This window comes from Deinococcus betulae (genome assembly GCF_020166395.1).
In the GTDB taxonomy this organism is placed as follows: domain Bacteria; phylum Deinococcota; class Deinococci; order Deinococcales; family Deinococcaceae; genus Deinococcus; species Deinococcus betulae.
In genome coordinates this window covers 18,492-39,989 of record NZ_JAIQXU010000037.1, presented here as the reverse complement: position 1 = coordinate 39,989, position 21,498 = coordinate 18,492, and the positions used below count along the sequence as shown (strand labels likewise).

The following is a 21,498-nucleotide window of genomic DNA, read 5'->3' as shown; positions in this document are numbered from 1 at the left end:
AAATTCATTGACCTCAGCGGCTGATGCCCTGACTGTCAACCCCTATTCGAGGTTACTCCTGGCCAGGTGTCAAATCGTCGGCCTTTGAGGGCCAGTGATTTCAACGTCTTCCACCAGGGTTCAATGAGATTCAAATACAGGGCTCGCTTCGGCTGAAAGACGAACTCCCAGCGCGGCTGCGTGAGATTGAACAGCAGCACGTCGTAAGCCGAGTGGGTCCGAAGATTATCTAACACGGCGTAAATCTGCGGCACGTCGTCGGGGATCCAGGCCTCCACCTGTTCCAGAAAATCCACGAAATTGGCGATGTTGCGTCGCTCATAGGTCACTGCCAGCGTCGCGCCCGTGGCCGGCTGTAACGCCCCGAAGACATACCCCTGCGTCGTACGTGGTTGATATTCAAGGTTCTGGCGGGCCCGCTCAGCGGGCCAACCCTCGCCTGGATGGGGACGCACTAGTTGTGGCCCAGGATGGGCCACCGCCGTCATCGGTCCCAATTCGTCAATGCAGACCACCACACTGCCTACCGGAGGCTGGGTGTAGAGGGTCTCGATAGCCCCCTTTTTGCTGCAAAGTCTGGATCGACCCGCTGGCCCAACCAGCCCTCCTGTTGCCTCCACCTCAGCCCCTCCTTGAGAAAGATCTGGCTGATCCGACTGCGTTTGATCGAAATGCCCTTGACCTCGTTGAGATAAGTCACCAAGCGATCAAGTGTCCAAGCGCCAAACGGAAGCTGGAGCTGATCGGGAGGGGTGAGCGCCGTCTTGATGACGAGGCCCACATCCTGAGTGGAATAGACCCGGGGTCGAACTGGACGGGGACCTTCTTCCAAGCCAGAAATCCCGAGGTCGTTGAAGCGCTTAATCCAGCGCTGGGCGGTGTGATAACTCACGCCGAGTTGCTCCGTGATCTCTGTAAGGGTAGAGCCCTGATTGGAGCGCAGAAGGATCTGGGCGCGCTTGACGCGCCCAGCGCAGAGCGTTCTGGAACGGGCCATCCGGTGAAGCGCCTGGGTTTCTTCAGGGTTGAACGAGCGGACGCGGGCGTAAGCACGGGATGACATACGGGCTCCTGCTGATCAAGTGTCCCCAGTGTGCGCCGTGCAGGAATTTAGTGGCAGGGCCCTGACTACTCCTCAAAACGGCTCACCGGCAGCAGAACGTCGGCTTCTGTACGGTGTTTCTGCGATGAAACGGACCCAGAGCCGACACCCGCACGAGACCTTGCAGACCGCGCTCCGGTCTTCCTTTCCCATTGACGCCAGACGGATGGCGGTGTTTGCGGCGTTGATCCTCGCCGTGCTTCAGGCGCGCACCGTAGTGCTCTACACGCTGAAAAACCATGTCATGCTCGATGGTCAGCCGGCCATCCGGTATCAGCGGCTGCTGCGCTTCATGCAATTCAACGTTCCAGACGCGATGTTCGCTCGCTTTGCACTGTCCTTTCTCCCAGATGGTCCGGTGGACCTCATCCTGGACCGTACGAATTGGAAGCTCGGGCAGCGGAACATCAATATTTTGCTCCTTTCTGCCGTCTGGAACGGCTTTGGCCTTCCGCTGATGTGGACGCTCCTTCCACATGGCGGCGCGAGTGATCAGCGCACCCGGGAAGCGCTTGTTGAGCGCTTCCTCACCGCCTGTCCCGAGTGTCAGGTGCGGTGCCTGTTGGCAGACCGAGAATTCATCGGTGAGTATTGGTTTGGGTTCCTCGACCATCACAACATTGCCCCGTGTATCCGATTGCCTGCACGGGCCACCATCGGCCAGGGTGTGCCCGTGTGGGCTGTCTTCAAGAAGCTACAGCCAGGAGAAGTTCGGGTGTGGCACCGCCAGACGCTGATCTATGGCGTTCGTCTTCGGGTGGCTGCCACGACGAATGCAGCTGGTGAGGTGCTCTATCGTGGGGCCGAACCTGCAGCGATACGCTCAGCGGTGGCAAACAGAAAACCTGCACGCCGCCTTGAAAACTCGAGGCTTCAACCTCGAAGACACTGGCCTGACGCAGGCAGAGCGCGTCTCAACCTGGTTGACCGTCGTCAGTGTCGCCTTTATTTGGGCCTGCCACACGGGTGAAATCCAAGCGGCTCAGGCCCCAGTCAAACGCAAGAAGCACGGACACCGCGCGGTGTCCGTGTTTCGCCTGGGCCTCGACCATCTGCAGGATTTGCTCTTGCACCCCTCGCCTCCGTCGTGGCTCACCTTAACCGCACTGATGCCAGAACCAGGTTGATCGGGGGCTGTTAGCGAGTTGTCAGCGGGTAATCTTGCAGCGTGAACGTGTGCCAAAGATTGATCCGCAGCGAGTGGGGGCAGGCACTCTGCTCTTACGAGCCCGCCAGCTTGACGCCATAGCCACTCGGAAGCGACAACTTGGTTTTTCTGACAGACCTAGGGCTTCCACCCCACGCTACGGATGGGGGTAACCTCGTCATTCGCTTTCATGCAGTCGAGGCATTCCATTTCATGCGTGTGAATGACATTCAGGGGATCTGTATTAGTGAAACGGACGTTGGCGTGGCGGTCTTGGTTGATGCGCACACCGGTCATGTCTGGGCGGGGGATGCCACAGGTTGTACCTTTATGAACGCCTCTTTGAAAGCGTTGTTGTGCTGCATGGTGATGTACCACCATGAGTTCGTCACCTGTCCCCTGAGCGCTGAGGACGAAGGCGAGGTATATGACGACTTGCCGGGCACGCCGGCGACCCGTGCACGTGCTGATCAACTGCGGGCACGCCTGAACGCGATTGATCCACTAGCCCTGGATGCGTCGACCCAGGGAGAGGATGTCAGCATGTGGTCGTATGTCGTGGAAGAGGTGGAATACGGCGTGATCTGAACTCAGGTCGCATCCCACAACTGCCGGAACCTAACACCAATGGGCCACAATCTGACCCCCTCCACGACACCACAGCGGTTTTGAAGGGTAGTCAGGGCAGGGCCACCAAGATTTCGTAGGGAGGCATGGTCGTGTTTGCTGTGGTTTAGGCTTAACTTCACGTGTGCACAATCAATTGAATTTCATGGGGTCGCTGATCAGATACCTTATTCCTATCCACGCCATACCGTCTCACCCTCAAGTCGTTATAGTGGCGCCGATGAGCGCTGTTCACTACGGCAAGAGGCCAGGGGGGGACCAGCCCTCCATGTTCGTGAGTGTTGGGTTAGTGCGCTGGGGAATGGGCACTCCATGATTTCGGCTGATCGAACAAGCGAGAACGAGATTGATCTCGCCATGCTCTGGCGTGGCCTGCGCCGCCGCTTGCCCTGGATTCTTGGTCCAGCGTTGTTGCTAGCGCTGATGACTTTCTTCTGGTCACGGGGTCAGCCTCTGGTGTATGAAAGTACGGCCAGTCTGATAGCGGCCAATAACCAGGGGCAGGACAGCACCCTCGGCACCGCCTTGGTCAAAGCGCCGCCATTGCCGGAGGGCGCTGTGGCCGAGGCTCTACAGAGTCTCCAGGTCATTAGTCCCCTCGCCCAGTCCCTCCGTGCGGCAGAGGACATTACAGCCACCGAACGCGAACGCTTGGTCATGGATCTCACGCGCGAACTGCGCGAACAGCGCCTCCGGACGGTCACGCTGACGTCGCGCCTCGATCTAGGGGGTAACGGCATCTACACACTACGTGCCCGGGCCCGGACGCCAGAAGCCGCGCAGCAACTGGCAAACCTCACCAGTACGGCCCTATTAACCTGGGACCGCAGCCGTGCGCTAGACAACCTGCGCCGGGCACAGGCGGGCTTTCAGGCCCAACTGGCTCAGGTCGATCAGCAAGTGCAGACTTCTGGGTTGTCCACGGTTGAGCGGCAGACCCTGATTGCCCGGCGGGCCAACATCCAGGGTAACCTGATTCAGACCCAGCTTCTGGAGGGCTCGGTCGCGGGGGTGCTGAGCATGCTTGCACCTGCTGTTGCTCCCCTAGACCCGGTGTCACCCAAGCCCCTGCGCAACGCTGTGCTCGCTGGCCTGTTGGGCTTGCTACTGGCGATAGGTGTAGTGACGCTCCTCACAGTCATCGACCGCACTATCCGGACCGAAGACGACTTGCTCTCCCTAGGCCAGCCCACCCTAGCGGTAATTCCACGGCTGCGTCAGCGGGACATCCTGCTTTCCGGCATTGTACGGGCAGCGCGGCAAGCAGGGTTATACGAAGCCATTGGCTTTCTGCGAGTCAGCCTGCTGACAGCGCTCTCAGGTCAGGCCCACCCGGTGGTCATGATTACCTCTACTGCGCCGGGCGAAGGCAAAAGCAGCCTGACTGCGACTCTCGCGGATGGATTCGCCTCCAGCGGCCAGAGGGTTCTCATTATTGACGCCGATCTGCGGCGTGGCACACAGGCGGCCGTGTGGCAGAAGTTCAACGAACAGGGTCGCTGGCGTCCCCTGAACCTGAATAGCGTGGGCGGTTCACGAACCACCCACGAGGCACTGTTTGCGCCCCACACCGCCGAGGTTTTAGAGGTCGAACGCAATGTGGATATGCTTCCCGCCGGGCCGGGCCTGCAAGACAGCCTGGCGGTCTTCAACCAAGCTGACCTGCGGGCGGCGCTCGACTTTTGGCGGCGGGATTACGACGTTGTGCTGATCGACAGTGCTCCGCTGCTGGCGCTGGCCGACGGGCTGGTGCTGGGTGCCCACGTGGACGCGGTGGTTATGGTCACTGAGCATGGCCGTACGAGTGCGCAGATCGTGCGGGCCGCGCTGCGCCGCGCGGAGCGGGCGGGCCTGAAAATCGTCGGCTTCGTGATCAACAAGTCGGACGCACGAGAGGGCAACAGCTATGGATACTCATACTCTCACGCACCTCGTACAAAAATAAATCTGTGACTATCGAGTCTTTTCGGACCGTTGACTCTAATCAAGGGCTGAATGATGCTGTAGAAGAGTTTAAACCACAATTCGGATTTGTGTATCACAAATGTCTGAACTGACTCGGCTTGATTTAAGGTGGTGGAAGTGGTGGCTGGCTTGCCTGGCGCCCTTCTATGTGATCTCCCCCCTTGCGTTGTTGAAGATTTCATCATTAAAGAGACTCCCGTGGGCTGGCAAGGCCATTCTTGTCTTCTATGCACTAAGTCAGCTGCTGCCTGCACTTTTCTCTCCGGAATCTTTGGCCGCCGTATTGCTAGCAGGAGTTCGAATAGCGCTGATGGGTGGGCTCATAGGTCTAGGGATTTTCCTGGGTTCCTCCAGTCGCCTATGGCCCATGGCGATTGGGCTGGTTCTGGTCTACCTCACGGCTCTCGGTTATTCAGGCTGGAATGGGGCGGACGTGCTGCGGGCACGTCTGGAACACCCTTATATGACCGCCACCACCCTCGGATTCGCTGGCACGGTCGGGGTGTGGATGGCAGTTTTTCTCCCTGGACCCAAGGTCTGGCGCGTTGTGATGGGCGTTCTGGGGATCCTTGTGGTTCTGACCACCGGCAGCCGTGGGGCCATGCTCGCCTTGCTCTTTGGAACGGTGATGGGGGTGGTGGTAGGGCACCGTAAAGCGTTGATCAGCCAGCAGCGCAACATTCTGAAGTTCGGTGGCGCAGGTGTAGCTCTGATCGCAGCAGGTCTTCTGATCGGCAACCGCTTTGGAATCGGCGCTCTGGATCGGCTGTGGGGATGGGGAACAACAGGGCGGGATGTCATCTGGGAAAATACACTCTCGGTCATTCAAACTGCGCCTTTGACGGGAGTCGGGAGCTACAGGCTGGGAAACTTTCTCGCGCCTCCAGATGGCGGCTGTGTGTTCTGGCGACAGGTCGACGGAGTGTCATTGGGCTGTCCGGCTTGGGTGGAATGGGTCGGCCATCCCTGGCTAATCGCCCACAATGCCGTACTCCAGCAGTGGGCTGAGAGTGGGCCCCTTGGTGTGTTGGGCTTGGTGGTGTTGGTGAGCTTCGCGCTTTGGTCAGCGGTGCTGCAGCGCGAAGTGTTTAGCGTGGCCCTTCTGTCGGGCTTCGTTCTCGCGAACATCACGGACAACACCTGGATTGTGCCCAGCTCTTTTTTGGCTGAAGCTTTCTGGATGGTGGTGGGGATGCAACTTCTGACTCCTGCCCGGCCGTCCTGGGCCCTGGGCCTAGTCGGTTCCAGTGTTGTCACGCTCCTGTCACTGCCGTTGCTGTGGCCTCAGCTTAGTCCCCCTGTTCGTCTACCTGTCTCGGCTCTTTACTGGGATGCGCCTCAAAGCGTTCTAAACCACAAGGACTACTTGGCGATCGCACAACTCAAGATGGCTCCTGGCAGTTACCGCGTGGTGTTAAGCGCCTGTGCCGCAAGTTGTGTCACGGTTGACAACCAGCCCTTCACCCTGATGGAAGGAGAAGTTGGCTACGTACGTTTGCAGGGTGACTTGGTTGATGTGGCGGAACAAAAGGTCAAAATGTCAGTCTATCGAAGTCAGGGGAGCCTGAGCCCATTTCCTTTGGCTAGCAGGTCCTGGACTGTGCAGGTGCAGAAGTGAACTGGAAGGCAGAAGGATGGAAATGGCTGCCGTTACTCTGTCCCCCCCTCATGATCCTGGGGCTGACGTACCTGGGGCTGAATCGACCTGCGCCCATAGAACCTATCTCCTTGCCGTCAGCCCAGGGCATCTGCCAGATGTCAGCTGTTTTCGAGCCCCGCTTCGACAGGGAAAGCGACAGTGTGGTCAGAACAGGCAATGGATTTTTGATGGCAAAGTCATCATGGCTGGAAGCGGAAGTCTGCTCCCCCGGCATACTAAGAGTGAGAGCAGAAGGGACCGCAGCTGCGGGGATAGCTCCTCGCCTACGCGTCACGGTTGGTAGCAAGGAGATCTTTCGTGATTTTATCTGGGGAACGAGGGAGGTGGACATTGACGTCCCGGTCTCTGGCATGCTCCGCCTGCACTATGACAACGATTACTACCGAGCTGAGCTTCGTCTAGCTCAATTGTCCTCTTTTCAACTCTCAACCCAGAAGTGCACTGGCTTCGAGGTGGAGTTTCCACCAGAAACGGGTGGCATCTGGGACAGGGTAGCGAACACTGCATCCCTGGCTTTTCGGGTGCCTATGACCCTGAGACCTTGTGGCCCTGGAAAGCTCAGCTTTCAGCTGACAGGCCTTCCTGGTGGAGGAATCTATCCAAAAGTAGAGATCCGGCAGGGCCAAGACATCCATAGAGTGATCGAAGCCAGAGCTAGGACTAAGCGAATTGAGCTGGACGTCAACGGTCAACCTGTCACACTCACAGTCATCAACCCTTACAATCGCAGGGTCGAGGACAGAAATCTCTTATTAAAAGATCTGTCTTTTCTAGAAAAAAGAACCCAGCGGTTAAGCCACCGATACACATGGACTCAGTGAGGTTTGCTAGAAGGTGGCAGAGAAGTATTCTGCCTCTCGGAGTTACGGCCTGCTTAAAAATGCCAACCAAGTTGTTAGATATGAGGCCCCAAATAGTAGGGAGGTACCTCTCTATTCCTTTGGCGAGACTGTCAGGGCTTCAATTCCGTAGAAAGATATCGGCCATACGATCTAGAGACGAGATAAGTCTGCAGTTGAAGTGGCGGAGTACGCTGTGAATTCACATTTTACATCCTGGATGTCTCGTTTGAGCTCGCCATACGCGAAGAACCTCCTCACCACCCTGATCCGCGCGGTTGGCCAGTTGTTGATTTTTGCTGTTCTGACGAGGATTATTCCGCCAAGTGAGTACGGACAATATTTTGTTGCACTGTCAATAATCGCTATCGTCAACGCGTTGGTGGATCTGGGATCCTATAATTTGGTTTTCTTGCTAAACAGTAAGTATCAAAATCTGGAGCGCGTGGTAAGCGAGCTGGTAACTCACCTTGCCGCCATCATGTTCCCCGGCATCTTAATTGTGCTGTTGCTGAATGCTGTGCTTCAGCTTGGGATACCGCTGGGCGTCCTAATCCTAGCGGGGATAATCGACATCATGACGCGCATGATAATGGTGTTTGTGGCAGCCAACATGATTGATGAACATTACCAAAAGATATTCTTTTTCGAATCTGTCGGTCTGATCATTAAAGCGGCGGCCCTTCTGATTGCAGTCGGATGGAAAACTGATTTGACAGAGTGGTTATTCGCTCTTGCGGCGGCGAATCTGTTGATGTTGACATTCGCTTGGAAGTACCTGTTCCAGGGCAGACGAGTTACGCTGAAGATCCCAGCGCTGTACCGGACGTTCTGGAAAGAGGCATCCCCATTCGCCATCTCCAACGCCCTGGTCGGGGTTTCCAGCGAACTCGAAAAGCCTATTATGTCACGCCTATTGAGCTTTTCTGACGTCGCCGTGTATTCCATAGGACAGCGTATCTTTTCAATCGGATCCATGCCTGTTTCTGCTTGGTTGGCAACCCGTTATGCGGGCTTCTTCACCAGCGAGTCGCCAGCCGAGAAAAAGAGGCTGATCCAGAGCGCAGCGTATCCTGCTCTGATCATCGCGGGTGCAGTGATCCTGACGCTGGCTGCCGTTGTTAGTCTAGATGTCATTGGCCTTGTTTTTGGAAGAGACTATGAGAAGGCAGGTCTTTTAATGTTGATAATGTCGTCTTCATATCTATTTCAGGCGGCCTATCTGCCTATGGCAGACTATCTTTCTGGGACAGGAAGGCAACCGCTGCGTCTCAAAATCCAGGCGATCTCGACCGTCGCCTATCTGATAGGTGCGGTATTCTGGATTCCCAGGCTCAATACTGTGGGGGCGGCCATCAACGTGGTTGAATTTCATCTGCTCAGCTTTATTATTTATTCTGTTGTCGTAGGGCTGCAGGAGAAGAGAGGCTTATGAAGTTTAATTGGGTTACGGTGGTCTGCATAACACTGCTGTTTAGCCTTACTGGTAATGAGGCAGTGTATGGTTCTGCGGCTGTTCCCTTCGCGAATGTTCTGGGCAAGCTTGTCCCCTTTCTGATCATGCTTACGTTCCTGTGGCGAAATAGAAGATCTGCGATTGACCCACTTGCCCTCGGGGCAATCTATTTTCTTATTTATGTACTTGCCAACCGCATATTGACTATCGTGCTGGGGCTTGAAACATATGGAGCGGCTCCCTGGCACATGTATCTCAACTTCGCGACTTGTATCATGCTGTATATCGCTGTCAGTAGCCACGACCGAGACCAGGTGAAGGTGTTGGTGGAAAAGATCATGCAGGTTCTGGCGGTGTCGGGGGGACTTTATGGGGTCGTTTCTCTGATCGGGGTCCTGGATGGCCGGTTTGAGGGCTACCCGATGAGGTTCCTGAGCCTAATCCCCGCTCTCTATTACTCAGCGAGTTATCTGGTAGGACAGAAGGCCAGGAAAACTTTCTTCTTGTTCGGCGCGGCTGTCTTTCCTTTAATTACAGTCCTGCACAAGCCTGCCATCATTTCTCTTGCCGCCGGACTGGGAGTGGTGTTTCTGCTCAGCCTGCTGCAGAAAAAGTACACGTTTGTCGTTCTTGGCAGAGGGACTGCGATTGCCACAGCCATCTTCATATCTCTGCAGGGGCTTAATTATGCCACTGGTGGGAAACTATTTCAGCAAATCACATCCATCGTGGAATACCAGTTCTTTCACAAAAGAGAGCTTGAGGCTGGGATCCTCGATTCTCCGTTCGAAGCTTTTCTTGGCGGACGTTTTGATCTCTGGCAGACAGCCTGGGAGAGGATTCAATCCAATCCTTTCAGGGGATACGGTTTTTACCAGCTGAGTATTGAGCGTATTGGTTCCTATCAAAGTGTGGTCATTCCGTTTCACAACGGTTACCTTGACCTCCTGCTGTCGGTTGGGATCTTGGGAGTCCTATTCCTGCTGCCCATTCTGTTTGCGAGTCTTGTCTGGCTGACTGCCTTGATCAGAAACGGTCAGGCATGGGAACGTGTATTTGCGCTAGGCATAGCTGGAGCGCTTGCCAGTCTATTTTTTTACAATATGGGGGGCACTTCTATCCTTTTCTACACAATCAATCTAGCGGTTTGGGTGTTACTGGGATGTCTCAAGGTTCTCGGATCAACCTCTGCGAGGGTGAGTTCTTCATATGATTAAAATCGCTATTTTTCATCATTATGGCGGTTGGGGCGGAGCTGGCCTGATGCTATACAATCTGACCGAAGAGTTGGTTCGGGCAGGACATGAGGTCCATATTCTTCTGCCGGAAGGTAAGCTAGCTGGCTTTATACATAGAGATTTTCCATCTGTGCATCTAAGATACATAAGTTATATCCACGACTTCCCCCACTACTCTGGTGGAAGCTATTTCGCACTTCACCCCGGATTCATCTTGCGTTTTCTGAGGTCGAGGCGTGTGGACCACGACTTTGAAAGCTTTATGAGGAAAGTCGCGCCAACGCACTTGATCCTTAATTCCTCTGTGTTGATCCCTTACCTTGGAAAGACGCGCTTGATTAATCCAGAAATCAAAACAATTCTCGTCATTCAAGAGAATGTTGCGTCGGGACTGTTTGGTCTACGCAAAGATTATCTCAGGAGATTGACGGAGTCCTACAGTAACCTCACACTGTTTATCTCTGAATTCGATCAGCGACAATTCCACATACGTTCCCGACAGGGAATCATGCGCAACTGGATATCGAGGAAATCGCTGTTGCCCGAGCGTGAGGACGGTGAGGTGGGTAAGGTGGGGATGCTCTATATGGGAGGTCTCAGCCGGCTCAAGGGTCTTCATGTCCTCCTGCGCGCCGTCTGTCTGCTGAGAGCACGAGGCATCAGTGAGCCCCTCACGATTTTGGGAGAGATGCAGAATACATCGAGAAATCCTCTTGAGCGTCGGCTGTTTGACAATCTTCTACGCTCTGTTTCTGGAGTTCAGGTGTACGGCAATGTTGAGGAAACTGCGGCATTCATCGCAACTTCCTCGGTGGTGGTCTTTCCAATCACGAAACCACATCAGGGTCGACCCATCATGGAGGCTGGCCGCTACTCCAAACCAGTGGTGGCTACAAATTTTAAAGCGCTGCGGGAAGATTTAATTCATGACCACAACGGCCTGATGTTCCGGAACGGAAAAGTCACTGAATTGGCCAATGTACTCGAGCGGATGCTGGCTGATGCAGACCGTCTACAGCGAATGGGTGAGGCCAACCGAACCATGTACGAGGCTTTGCACACTCGTAAAAATGCATACGTTCTCCTCAACTATCTGTCGAACGGAGAAGTCAAGTGAATGGCGACAAGGTTCTGTTTTTTGGAAGCCTAGTGCCTGACGATGACCGGTATATTTCCAGGGCGTTTTCCAGGGCTGGCAACACTGCTCAGGTAGGCTTCCTGACGGCGCTCGGTCAGGCGGGCTATCCAGCCGTAGAGGTTCTGAGCTTTCAACCCAGGTCAGTCACCGAAGTGCGGGCTGGCTTAGTCGTTCCCGGCGGACACCTGTCCTATGCGGGAACCAAGCTCCGCCTCCTGTCATACGTCAACCTGCCTGTGTTCAAGACGCTGACCCTCATATGTGCATTTCTTTTTCATGGCTTTGTTGCCGCATTTAAGCACCGACCCACCTTCATAATGACCTATAATTTCAGTCTGTTCCTATCGATTTCGGCTCGAATTGTTTCCAGAATGCTTAAAATCCCTTATGTTCCAATTATCTATGACATGGACATCCCTGGGCAGACCGTGTCCAAAAATTTGTACAGGCAGCTTGACTTTGTTTATGCGAAAACACGGCTGGACGCATCGGATGGGGTCATCGTGATCTCAGAGCGGATAGCTAATGATTTTTTGAAGCGAGCCCCATACCTTCTGATAGAGGGTGGTGTTGCTGAAATTGGAAATCCCTTTCGGAGAACGTTGAGTGGAGGGCCATTCCTGATCTTCTTCGCAGGAGCCCTCGAGGAATACAACGGCGTAGACGTCATGCTTGAAGCCGTGGACCTCCTGAAGGATATGGATTACAAGTTTGTGATTGCTGGATCAGGACAATTGAAAGACCTAGTTGTCCGTCATGCGCAGGAAAACCCAAACATCGAGTTTCTGGGATTTGTATCAGGCGATATGATCCGCACGTACTTGCAGCAGGCACACGTGCTGATCAACCATCGCAGTTACAACCGGATCAGCAGTCCATATGTTTTCCCTTCAAAGCTGATCGAGTACATGGCGTCTGGGTTGCCCACCATCTCTACCCGGTTCGAAGGTCTTCCCCCTGACTACGAGCGGTATTTGGTGCTGCTGGATGACGAGACGCCTGAAGCCTTGGCCCGTGCGCTGAGATACGTAGCAGAGCATGATGACGAGGCCCAGGCTCTAGGGCTGGGAGCGCAGCAGTTTGTGTCGAAGCAGAAGACATGGCGAGCGCACGGAAGAATGTTAGGCGCATTCCTGGACCGTGTTGTTCAGAAGAACAGGAGCGGTGAGCGTGCTCCCTGACTCGGCAGTTCATTCAAAACCGCAGACTTATGAGGTCCTGATCATCATCGATCACTACCTTCCAGGTAGACTTGCAGGTGGTCCAGTGACCACCATCGCCAATCTCGCCCAACGATTGGGGAACCAATTAAAGCTGTTAATTGTCACCCGCAACTATGATCTGGATGGGTCACACTACTCCGAGAAGACTCCAGGCAAGGTCTATTCTTTGGGTGGAGCAGACATAATCTATCTTACCCAAGAGCAGTTTGGCCCCCAAGCTTTTGCGAGTCTTTTGCGCAGGTACGGCATCCCTACTCTTTACCTTAACAGCTTCTTTTCGCCATCAACTATAAAGGTTTTGATTTGGAACCGACTAATGCCCTTTGGCGCGCGAATTGTGCTGGCTCCCAGGGGGGAGTTCTCCGTTGGCGCGCTGTCCCTTAAGGTAAGCAAGAAACAAGCTTATCTGGCCGCTTTTCATAAATTCAGGCTTTGGAGAGGTGTGACAAGCTTTCAAGCTTCAACCATCTTGGAACAGCGAGACATATGGCGCACATTGGGGCCAGTTCCGGTTCAGGTCGCAGCTGACCTTGCTCCTGTTGTGCAGGAGATACAGAGGCAGGTAAAAGAGGGTCGGGGCCGGGTCATATTCCTCTCTCGCATCTCTCCAAAGAAAAATCTCACATACGCGCTTGAAATCGTTAAGCAGGTTAAAGTGCCTCTTGATTTCCATATCTATGGCTCTTTAGAAGATCAGAATTATTGGGAAAGATGTCAAGAAGCCATGACAGATTTGCCAGAACAACTGCGGGTGGAGTACCAAGGCATTGTCGAACATGAGCAGGTCAGAGAGGTCTTCAGCAGTTATGACGCTTTCTTGTTCCCAACTCTTGGCGAGAACTATGGCCACGTGGTCTGGGAGGCGCTAGCTGCTGGCTGCCCAGTGGTCGTGAGCGATCAGACGCCTTGGCAAGATTTCAGGAACGCAGGCGTCGGTGACGTATTGCCTCTATCGGCACAGCAGGCTTTTGCTGATACAGTAGCCGCTTTGGTACAGGAGTCAGTCCCCAGGAAGCTTGAGCGTGCTGCGCGGTGTAGGGCTTATGCAGAGCAGGTCGCGGGGGATAAACACGCTTTGGAAGAAAATCTCGCTCTATTTCGGCCAGCTCAAGCGCTAATGGATGGGCAGGGGGCATGACACGATGCAAAATTTGAGCGGCAAGACCGTCCTTATTACCGGCGGCACTGGATCTTTCGGCAACGAATTGCTGCAACTGATCAAGGACAGCGATGTCAAGGAAATCCGGGTGTTCAGCCGCGACGAGCTGAAGCAGGAGCATATGCGCGTGCGAATGAAAAACCCCAAGGTGAAGTTCTACATCGGGGACATTCGCGACCGTGCCTCAGTGGATCAGGCTATGGAAGGCGTTGACCTGGCCTTCCACGCGGCGGCCCTCAAGCAGGTGCCCAGTTGCGAATTCTTCCCCATGCAGGCGGTCATGACCAACGTGGTCGGGTCGCACAACGTGGTCGAGTCGGCCATCGCGCACGGGGTGGGCTCACTGGTGTGCCTCAGCACCGATAAGGCGGTGCAACCGGTCAACGCCATGGGCATGAGCAAGGGCCTGATGGAAAAGGTCGCCACTGCTGCCGCCCGCCGGCTGGTCGGGGTCGAGGGCGCGACCACGATTTCCAGCGTGCGCTACGGCAACGTGATGTACTCGCGCGGCTCGGTGATCCCGCTGTTTATCGAGCAGATCAAGGCCGGAAAGCCGCTGACCGTCACTGACCCCAACATGACCCGCTTTCTGCTGTCGCTGCGCAGCGCCATTGACTTGGTGCTGTTCGCCTTCGAGCATGCTGAGCAGGGAGATATATTCGTCCGTAAGGCCCCGGCCTGCACTGTGGCCGATCTGGCGCAGGCGCTGGTGAACCTATTTGAGGCCGACGTGCCGGTGGACATCATCGGGACCCGGCACGCTGAGAAGCTGTTCGAGGTGCTGGCGACCGCCGGAGAGATTGCCCAGAGCGAGGACATGGGCGAGTACTTGCGGGTCCGGATGGACGTGCGCGATCTGAACTATGCCAAGTACTTCACCGAGGGCAACCAGGAGGAGATCTTCCTGGAGGACTACCACTCGCATAACACCGAGCGCCTGAACATCGAGCAGGTACAGGAACTGCTGTTGACCCTGCCCGCCTTGCGGGAGGAGCTGGCCGCCTGGAGAGCGCGGTGAAGGTCGCCGTCACCGGCGCACGCGGCATGCTGGGCACTCACCTGCGGGCCTACCTGCGGGCTTTTGACGACGTGGAAGTTTTGCCCATCGACCGCGAGGAGTTCGCGGGTGACCTGAACCAGGTGTTGCGCGGCTGCGACGTGATCTTTCACCTCGCCGGGATGAACCGGGGCGACGAGCAGGAGGTCGCCCGTACCAACGTAGCGCTGACCGAGCGGCTGACTACCGCCTTGGAAGAGGTGGGCAGCCGCGCCCACGTCCTCTTCTCCTCGTCTACTCACGTCGAGCGTGACACCCCCTACGGGCAATCTAAGCGTCGGTCGGCCGAATCGTTGGGAGCCTGGGCTGGACGCAGCGGGGGCCGCTTTACCAACGTGATCCTACCCGGCGTGTTCGGGGAGGGCGGCAAGCCCTTTTACAACTCGGTGGTGGCGACCTTCTGCCACCAGCTCGCGCACGGTGAAGAACCCACCGCCAATGACAGCGAGACCGAACAGATTCACGCCCAGGAAGTCTCGCGGCGGCTATGGCGGCTGGTGCGGGGAGGAGAGACCGGCACTGTGCGGGTCGAGGGTGACAGGCTCACCGTACGCGACCTGTTGGAGACCTTGCAAGAGATGCAGGCTGCCTACGCCGCACACGTCATTCCCGACATCAGCGATCCCTTTCGGCGCGACCTGTTCAACATGTATCGCTCGTTTCTTTACCCGGCGCACTACCCGGTCCCGCTGACGCTGCACACCGACCCGCGCGGCAGCCTGTTCGAGGCGATCAAGAGTCCCAGCGGTGGCCAGGCGTTCATGTCCACCACTCATCCCGGCATCACCCGGGGCAATCACTTCCATACACGCAAAGTCGAGCGCTTTCTGGTCTCGGGTGGAGAGGCTGAGATCCGACTGCGGCACATCTTTGGGGACGAGGTGCATACCTACCGGGTGTCGGGTGAGCAGCCTTCCTACGTGGACATTCCCACGCTGCATACCCACAACATCACCAACGTGGGTGACAGCACCCTGCTGACCCTCTTCTGGACCAACGAGCTGTTTGACCCCAATGACCCTGATCAGGTCCCCGAGCTGGTGGAGCCGCAATGATTGCCGAAAAGAAACTGAAAGTCATGACCGTGGTCGGCACCCGCCCGGAAATCATCCGCTTATCAAGGGTGATGGCCCGGCTGGACGAATACACCGAACACGTCATCGTGCACACCGGCCAAAACTACGACTACGAGCTGAACGAGATCTTCTTCCACGACCTCAGTGTGCGCAAGCCCGACCACTTCCTGAACGCGGCCACGGGAACCGCCGCCGAAACCATCGGCCACATCCTGATCAAGGTGGACGCGGTGCTGAAGCGCGAGCAGCCCGACGCGGTGCTGATTCTGGGCGACACCAATTCCTGCCTGTCAGCGATTCCGGCCAAGCGGCGCAAGATCCCGATCTTCCACATGGAGGCCGGGAATCGCTGCTTCGACCAGCGGGTGCCGGAGGAGACCAACCGCCGGATCGTGGACCACACCGCCGACATCAACCTGACCTACAGCGATATCGCCCGCGAGTATCTGCTGCGCGAGGGGCTGCTGCCCGACCGTATCATCAAGACGGGCAGCCCGATGTTCGAGGTGCTGACCCACTACCGCCCGCAGATTGACGCCTCGGACGTACTGGCACGGCTGGGCCTGACGGCGGGCGAGTATTTCGTGGTGAGTGCGCACCGCGAGGAGAACATCGACTCGGACCGCAACCTGGCCGGGCTGGTGGAGTCGCTGAACCGGGTCGCCGAGCGCTACGGCCAGCGGGTGATCGTCTCCACCCACCCGCGCACCCAGAAGCGCATTGACGCGACCGGGGCGCAGTTTCATCCACTTGTAGAACTTTTGAAGCCCCTGGGCTTCCACGACTACAACCACCTGCAACTCCACGCCCGCGCCGTGCTGTCGGACTCCGGCACCATCAGCGAGGAGTCGAGCATCCTGAACTTTCCGGCGCTGAACATCCGCGAGGCGCACGAGCGCCCCGAGGCGATGGAGGAAGCCAGTGTGATGATGGTGGGCCTCTCGCCCGAGCGCGTCATGCAGGGCCTGCGCGTTCTGGAGGACCAGCCGCGTGGCGAGGCGCGTTTGCTGCGTCCGGTGGCCGACTACTCAATGCCAAATGTGTCAGACAAGGTGCTACGCATCATCCTGGGGTACACGGATTACGTGAACCGGGTGGTTTGGCGCAAGGACGTGCGCTAGGGCATGCGAATTCTCCTGATCACCCAGTGGTTTGACCCCGAACCCACCTTCAAGGGCCTGCTCTTTGCCCGCGAGTTGCAGCGCCTGGGTCACGAAGTCGAGGTGCTGACTGGGTTCCCCAATTATCCCGGTGGCCAGGTCTACCCCGGCTACCGCATTCGTCCCTGGCAGCGCGAGGTGGTGGACGGTGTGGCAGTGCTGCGTGTGCCGCTTTACCCCAGCCATGACGGCTCTGGGGTCAAGCGGGCCGCCAACTACCTGTCCTACGCGGCCTCGGCCAGCATCGGCTCCCTGCTGTTGCGTCGCCCGGACGTGGCCTACGTGTACCACCCTCCGGCCACCGCAGCGTTGCCCGGTATGGTTCTGCATGCATTGAAGGGTGTGCCCTTCGTATACGACATTCAGGACCTGTGGCCCGACACCCTGGCCGCGACCGGGATGATGGAAAACGCGGCGGTGCTGCGCGGGGTAGGCGGCTTTATGGACGTGGTCCACCGCCGGGCCGCACGAATCGCTGTCCTGTCGCCTGGATTTCGGGAGAAGCTGATCGAACGCGGCGTGCCCGAGCATAAGGTCAGTGTGATTCCCAACTGGACCAACGAGGACAAGACCGACCTCACCCCGCCGCCCCCCGAGCGTGCCCACGAGCTAGGATTTGCGGACAAGTTCAATGTGGTCTTCGCGGGCAACATGGGCTGGGCGCAGGCGCTGGACACCGTGCTCGACGCTGCCGAGAAGCTGCGCGACGAGGCGGCTCGCTTCGTGATGATTGGCGGCGGGGTCGAGGAAGAGCGGCTGCGGGAAAGCACCCGTGAGCGGGGACTGACCAACGTGGACTTCCTGCCGCGCCGCCCGCCCAGCGAGATTGGGGAGATTCTGGCGCTGGCCGACGCACTGCTGATTCACCTCAAGGACGATCCACTCTTTGCCATCACGATTCCCGGCAAGACCCAGGCCAACCTACGGGCAGGCAAACCTCTGCTGATGGGCGTGCGCGGCGACGCGGCGGCGCTGGTGCAGGAGGCTGGGGCCGGGCTGACCTTCCCTCCGCAGGACGCGGCGGCCCTGGCGGCAGTGGTGCGTGAGCTGATGGCGCTCTCCCCGGAGGACAGGCGGCGCATGGGTGAACGTGGCGCGCGGTACTACGAGGAGCATCTGGCCCTGCGGGTGGGCGCCGCACGCTTTGCCGAGCTGTTGGCGGCGGCGGCACGCGGGGGGAGTGCCTATAACCCGGTCAAGCGGCTGGTGGATGTGGCAGTCTCAGCCCTGGCCCTGGCTGCTCTGGGCCTTCCCATGCTCGCCCTCGCTACACTGGTGCGCTCGCGCTTGGGCAGTCCGGTGATCTTCCAGCAGGTGCGCCCCGGGCGATACGGTGACGCCTTCAGGATGTACAAATTTCGCACCATGACCGACGAGCGCGGGCCGGACGGTGAGCTGCTACCCGACGCGCGGCGCCTGACCCCGTTTGGAGCCTGGATGCGCTCGACCAGCCTGGATGAACTGCCCGGGCTGCTGAATGTCCTCAAGGGCGACATGAGCCTGGTGGGGCCACGGCCTCTGCTGATGCGCTATACTCCTTATTTCACTGCGCGGGAGCGCCAGCGCCTGGACGTGCGCCCAGGAATCACCGGCTGGGCGCAGGTCAACGGCCGGAATATGGCCTCCTGGGACGACCGCCTGGGCATGGACGTGTGGTACGTACAGAATATGAGTCTTGGTTTGGACCAGAAAATCCTGTGGATGACGGTGCAGAAGGTGCTGGGGCGCAGCGGGGTGGTGGTGGACGCCGAGTCGATCATGCAGAACCTCGACGACGAACGTCGGAACAAGCTGGCCCATGGTTGAACTCACCATTGCACCCCTCGAACCCGCCGACGCCCCCGCCGCCCAGCGCTTGGTGCGTGAGAGCTTCGCCCCCCGCCTTCACCCCTACATGACCGCAACCCAGCAGGGTTCCGAGGCATTTTTAGCGGCTTACCTGCAAGCAGCGGCGCTGCATCCCGACCGTCTCTACCTGGGCGCCAAGTCCCAGGACAGCGAGCTGCTGGGCTACGCCGAATTCCGGCAGTCGGACCCCCATACGGGGTTTCTGTCGTATATCTGTGTCTCGCCGCAGGCGCGCGGCCAGCGGCTGGCCCAGCGGCTGATAGAGGACCACCTGGCTCAATCTCCCCATCTCAGGGAAATGCAGCTCGACGTGTTTGCGGACAACCTGCCAGCGCTCACGCTGTACCGGCGGATGGGCTTTGAGGAAGCCTCGCGGACCACCTGGTGGGGGCGCGCGCTGCCCTCCCCGGCGGCGGGAGCTGTGCAGTTGCTGAACTGGCCCCAGGCTCTGGCCGCCTTCGAACGTTACGGCTTTTGTGAGCTGCATCTGCGCTTCGCCGGGCGAGAGGTGCGTTTGGGGCGAATGGGCGAGCGCGTCTTGCGTTGCCCCAGCCCGGCAGAGTTTGCCGACGATGGCCTGCTGGCTACGGTGGGCGCAGGGTTTCCGGCTCTTCAGGAGGCGCTGCTGATCGCGCCCGCCAGCCCACTTCCCCCACACCCTGAGGCCGAGGCGTTCAATCAATCTCTACGATTACGGTGGCAGCGTCCCCAGGAGAACCGATGACCCACATCACCAAGACCGCCACCAGCCCGCAGACGCACCGTCTGCCCACTCTGTTCTACCGCTCGGCCCGCGAGGGCATGCAGGATTTCCTGGCCCAGCCGGCCGTGTTGCCGGATCCGGGAGCCGGGGTGCTGCTGCCCGCCTTCATCGGCTGGTCGTCGCGTGAGGGCAGTGGGGTGTACGACCCGGTGCAGGGCCTGAGCCTACGCGCCGGGTTCTACGACCTCAACCCCGACCTGACGGTGGATCTGGGCAAGCTGGAAGCCGAGTTGCAACGCGGTTACCGGGTGCTGGTGCTGATCCATTACTACGGACGCACCGAGCCGCAGTTGGAGGCCGTGCGCGAGCTGGCCGACCGTCACGGCGCCCTGCTGGTCGAGGACCTGGCCCACGGGTTTTACTCGGCGCAGCTTGGTGGAGTAGCCGGGTCGCGGGGGGACATCAACCTGTACTCGCTGCACAAGATGTTCCCCACGCCGGGCGCCCAGGGCGGCATGATCGCCTATCGCAACGCCCGGTTGCTCGCCGAACAGCACGAAACGGCCCCCGAACTGGCCCGCTTCATTCTGAATTACGACTGGGCGGCAATTGGAGCAGCGCGGCGCCGCCACGCCCAAGCCGTGCTGGCGGCCCTGCGCGAGCTGCCCGAATGTGGCCGTGAGTTCGGGCTGCTGTGGCCCGAGCTGGCGCCGGGCGACGTGCCCCAGACCCTGCCTGTCCGTATCCGCAGAGGCGACCGCGACCACATCTACCACGCCATGAACGCCGACGGCTACGGCATGGTGAGTCTGTACCACACCCTGATCGGGCCGGTGCAGGAGGACTTCGCTGAGATGATGGCGCTCTCGAAATCGGTGATCAACTTCCCGGTGCATCAGGACCTTGACCCGGCACACATTCCCGGCATGATGCAGTCGTTCCAATCGGCCTTGAGAGCGGCGCAGGAATGAAACTCCTCACCGCCGCTGACCGTGCTGAGTGGCTGGCTGCCTGGGAGAGGGCCGGACGCGAACCATTCGCGCATCCCGACTACGTGGCGCTGTTTGCCGAGGGTGGGGAGGCAGGAGCACTTTACGGATGCGGTGGGCTGCTCCCGCTTGTGTTGCGGTCCCTGCAGGATGAGGTTGGGTGGCGTGATGCCACCTCACCTTATGGCTATGGCGGTCCCTACGGCGACCCAGACGAGGGCTTCTACCCAGCAGTGTTGGAGTGGATGCGGCGTGAGCGGGTACTGACCCTGTTTGTGCGCTCCGCGCTGGAACGTCAACCACCCGAATTGGACCTGCCCGGTTACGCGTGGGTGAAACTGCGCGACAACGTGGTAGTAGATGTGACCCGTTCTCCGGAAGAGCAGTGGAAGCACTTTGATCACAAGGTCCGAAAAAATGTGAATAAAGCCCAGCGGGCCGGGCTGACCGCGCAGGTGCTGCCGGAATTCTCCGACCTGCCAGGCTTCGTCGAAGTGTATCTGGACACTATGCAACGGCGTGGTGCACAGGAGTGGTATCACTTTGGCGGCGACTTCTTTTCCGCCATTGCCAGCGACCTGCCAGGCAACTTCATGCTTGCGGAAGTACGTGGCCCTGAGGGTGAACTGGCTTCGGTAGAACTGGTGCTTCAGAGTGAGCGCTTCCTCTATTCATACCTAGGCGGTACCCGCCAGGAATTTTTCGCTCACGCGCCCAATGATTTGCTCAAGTACGCCGTGATTGAGTATGGGAGGACTGTAGGCAAGGCCGGCTACGTCCTGGGTGGGGGCTACGCCGCAGATGATGGCATCTTTCGTTATAAGCGTGCCTTTGATAAAGATGGTGTACAGCCCTATTTCGGTGTTCAACTCATCGCCGAACTCGACGTGTACCAGGGCCTGGTGGATACTCGCCGTGCCGATTTGGGTGAATTGACCCCCGACTTCTTCCCTGCATACCGGGCTCCAGGTTTGGTCACTGCTGATCTGACGGAATCATGAGTCTTCCCCTGAACATGGCAACAATGAAGTCTTCGTCAGAAGTCGAGTCCGCTTCTAGAGAATACTGCGAACATTGTGCGGTCTCCGTGCAACTGAAGCCTACTCATCGG

Annotated in this window: 18 protein-coding genes and 1 pseudogene; 17 read left to right on the top strand and 2 right to left on the bottom strand. The window is 58.0% G+C overall.

Annotation, left to right across the window (positions count from 1 at the left end; all coding sequences use genetic code 11):
- Positions 1-35 precede the first annotated feature (35 nt).
- Entirely contained in the window at positions 36-488 is a 453-nt protein-coding gene (locus K7W42_RS20235) for a transposase (protein ID WP_224576969.1), read from the bottom strand.
- A 35-nt stretch (positions 489-523) separates the two neighbouring features.
- Positions 524-1,063 carry a helix-turn-helix domain-containing protein gene (locus tag K7W42_RS20230; RefSeq protein WP_224576968.1) on the bottom strand — a complete coding sequence of 180 codons (540 nt, stop codon included), beginning with the start codon at positions 1,061-1,063 and terminating at the stop codon, positions 524-526.
- A 124-nt stretch (positions 1,064-1,187) separates the two neighbouring features.
- Between K7W42_RS20230 and K7W42_RS20225 the strand changes: the two are divergent.
- The 17 genes and pseudogenes from K7W42_RS20225 (at position 1,188) to K7W42_RS20140 (ending at position 21,388) form a co-directional block, all read left to right on the top strand.
- A pseudogene (locus tag K7W42_RS20225) lies at positions 1,188-2,229 on the top strand (IS4 family transposase).
- A gap of 140 nt (positions 2,230-2,369) precedes the next feature.
- Complete coding sequence (locus K7W42_RS20220) at positions 2,370-2,837, top strand: SUKH-4 family immunity protein (RefSeq protein WP_224576967.1); 468 nt, start codon at positions 2,370-2,372, stop codon at positions 2,835-2,837.
- A 351-nt stretch (positions 2,838-3,188) separates the two neighbouring features.
- Positions 3,189-4,829, top strand: a complete 1,641-nt coding sequence (locus K7W42_RS20215) for a polysaccharide biosynthesis tyrosine autokinase (RefSeq protein WP_224576966.1) — start codon at positions 3,189-3,191, stop codon at positions 4,827-4,829.
- 91 nt (positions 4,830-4,920) lie between these two features.
- Entirely contained in the window at positions 4,921-6,459 is a 1,539-nt protein-coding gene (locus K7W42_RS20210; protein WP_224576965.1) for an O-antigen ligase family protein, read from the top strand.
- Positions 6,460-6,509: 50 nt separating this feature from the next.
- Entirely contained in the window at positions 6,510-7,322 is an 813-nt protein-coding gene (locus K7W42_RS20205; protein ID WP_224576964.1) for a hypothetical protein, read from the top strand.
- 214 nt (positions 7,323-7,536) lie between these two features.
- Positions 7,537-8,775: a lipopolysaccharide biosynthesis protein gene (locus K7W42_RS20200; protein WP_224576963.1), complete on the top strand. Its 1,239-nt coding sequence runs from the start codon at positions 7,537-7,539 to the stop codon at positions 8,773-8,775.
- The gene (locus K7W42_RS20195) at positions 8,772-10,013 is read left to right on the top strand and encodes an O-antigen ligase family protein (protein ID WP_224576962.1); all 1,242 of its coding nucleotides are present in this window, start codon (positions 8,772-8,774) and stop codon (positions 10,011-10,013) included. Before K7W42_RS20200 ends, K7W42_RS20195 begins: the two co-directional genes overlap by 4 nt.
- Positions 10,006-11,151 carry a glycosyltransferase family 4 protein gene (locus K7W42_RS20190; protein ID WP_224576961.1) on the top strand — a complete coding sequence of 382 codons (1,146 nt, stop codon included), beginning with the start codon at positions 10,006-10,008 and terminating at the stop codon, positions 11,149-11,151. Before K7W42_RS20195 ends, K7W42_RS20190 begins: the two co-directional genes overlap by 8 nt.
- The gene (locus K7W42_RS23370) at positions 11,148-12,353 is read left to right on the top strand and encodes a glycosyltransferase (RefSeq protein ID WP_224576960.1); all 1,206 of its coding nucleotides are present in this window, start codon (positions 11,148-11,150) and stop codon (positions 12,351-12,353) included. The genes K7W42_RS20190 and K7W42_RS23370 overlap by 4 nt, the downstream gene beginning before the upstream one ends.
- Before the next feature lie 85 nt (positions 12,354-12,438).
- Positions 12,439-13,533 carry a glycosyltransferase gene (locus K7W42_RS20180; RefSeq protein WP_224576959.1) on the top strand — a complete coding sequence of 365 codons (1,095 nt, stop codon included), beginning with the start codon at positions 12,439-12,441 and terminating at the stop codon, positions 13,531-13,533.
- Between the two features lie 4 nt (positions 13,534-13,537).
- Positions 13,538-14,572: a polysaccharide biosynthesis protein gene (locus tag K7W42_RS20175; protein ID WP_221090039.1), complete on the top strand. Its 1,035-nt coding sequence runs from the start codon at positions 13,538-13,540 to the stop codon at positions 14,570-14,572.
- A complete protein-coding gene (locus tag K7W42_RS20170) occupies positions 14,569-15,666 on the top strand; it encodes a polysaccharide biosynthesis C-terminal domain-containing protein (RefSeq protein WP_224576958.1) in 1,098 nt (365 codons plus the stop codon). Before K7W42_RS20175 ends, K7W42_RS20170 begins: the two co-directional genes overlap by 4 nt.
- Positions 15,663-16,808 carry a non-hydrolyzing UDP-N-acetylglucosamine 2-epimerase gene (wecB, locus tag K7W42_RS20165; RefSeq protein ID WP_224576957.1) on the top strand — a complete coding sequence of 382 codons (1,146 nt, stop codon included), beginning with the start codon at positions 15,663-15,665 and terminating at the stop codon, positions 16,806-16,808. The genes K7W42_RS20170 and wecB overlap by 4 nt, the downstream gene beginning before the upstream one ends.
- Before the next feature lie 3 nt (positions 16,809-16,811).
- Positions 16,812-18,653, top strand: coding sequence for a sugar transferase (locus K7W42_RS23130; RefSeq protein ID WP_304524158.1), 1,842 nt, complete (start codon positions 16,812-16,814; stop codon positions 18,651-18,653).
- Positions 18,646-19,419: a GNAT family N-acetyltransferase gene (locus K7W42_RS20150; protein ID WP_224576956.1), complete on the top strand. Its 774-nt coding sequence runs from the start codon at positions 18,646-18,648 to the stop codon at positions 19,417-19,419. Before K7W42_RS23130 ends, K7W42_RS20150 begins: the two co-directional genes overlap by 8 nt.
- Positions 19,416-20,369, top strand: a complete 954-nt coding sequence (locus K7W42_RS20145; protein WP_224576955.1) for a DegT/DnrJ/EryC1/StrS family aminotransferase — start codon at positions 19,416-19,418, stop codon at positions 20,367-20,369. The genes K7W42_RS20150 and K7W42_RS20145 overlap by 4 nt, the downstream gene beginning before the upstream one ends.
- On the top strand, positions 20,366-21,388 hold the full coding sequence (locus K7W42_RS20140) for a GNAT family N-acetyltransferase (RefSeq protein WP_224576954.1): 1,023 nt from the start codon (positions 20,366-20,368) through the stop codon (positions 21,386-21,388). Before K7W42_RS20145 ends, K7W42_RS20140 begins: the two co-directional genes overlap by 4 nt.
- Positions 21,389-21,498: the final 110 nt, after the last annotated feature.